Here is a 992-nt window from a genome sequence, read left to right on the forward strand (position 1 = left end):
GATAGTGTCCTGAAGGTTCTGCAAAAAGTTTTGGAGAGAGAACGGCGCTTGCTCTGAAGGGCGAGCGGCCATGGCACGGTGGTGACGTTGCAATCACCGATTCCCGTGGAAGGGGAAGTGCCATGACCAATCGAGAAGTTAAACTGAGCAGGGGCGAGTTGAAAGCGTTGCTGCTGTCGGATGAGGACGGCTTTCGCCAGGTATTGCAGACTGTCGTGCAGGAGGCTCTGGAAGCCGAGATGACGGAGGCGATCGGGGCCGAGAAAGGCGAGCGGACGGCGGAGCGGGTGAGTTACCGGTCCGGGTATTACGAGCGCAAGCTGGTGACGCGGGTTGGGGTGCTGGAACTTCGCGTTCCGCAGGATCGGACGGGCCGGTTCTCGACGGAGTTGTTTGAGCGCTATCAGCGTTCGGAGAAGGCCTTGGTGTCGGCGCTGGTCGAGATGTACGTACAAGGCGTTTCGACCCGCAAGGTGAAGGCGGTGACGGAGGAATTGTGCGGCCACTCTTTCTCGGCCTCGACGGTGAGCGAGGCGACGATGCGGCTGGATGAGGCGCTCAAGGCGTTCTTCACGCAGCGGCTCGAGGAAAGCTATCCGTATCTCATCTTGGACGCGCGCTATGAACGGGCTCGCGAGGCGGGCGTGATCGCCAGCCAGGCGGTGCTGGTGGCGATCGGCGTGGATTGGGAGGGCCGGCGCCAGGTCCTGGGCGTGGAGCTGGCCAACCGGGAGAGCCATTCGAGCTGGCGCGAGTTCGTGACGGGGCTCAAGAATCGCGGGCTCGCCGGCGTCGAGTTCGTCGTCTCCGACGACCATCCGGGGCTCAGGGCGGCAATCCGCGAAGTGCTGCCCGAAGCGGTCTGGCAGCGCTGCTACGTGCACTTCCTCAGAAACGCGCTCGACTACGTGCCGCGCAAGGTCGACGACGATTGCCTGATGGAGCTCAGATGGTTCTACGACCGGCGCGACCTTGCCGAGGTCAAACGCGAC

General features: G+C 63.1%; 1 protein-coding gene. It reads left to right on the forward strand.

Annotated features, from left to right (window positions below; translation table 11 throughout):
* Positions 1-122: 122 nt before the first annotated feature.
* A partial coding sequence (locus tag NKI22_RS31365) for an IS256 family transposase (protein WP_352959697.1) occupies positions 123-992 on the forward strand: 870 nt, incomplete at its 3' end.

This window comes from Mesorhizobium sp. M0778 (assembly GCF_040320105.1).
Lineage (GTDB): Bacteria > Pseudomonadota > Alphaproteobacteria > Rhizobiales > Rhizobiaceae > Mesorhizobium.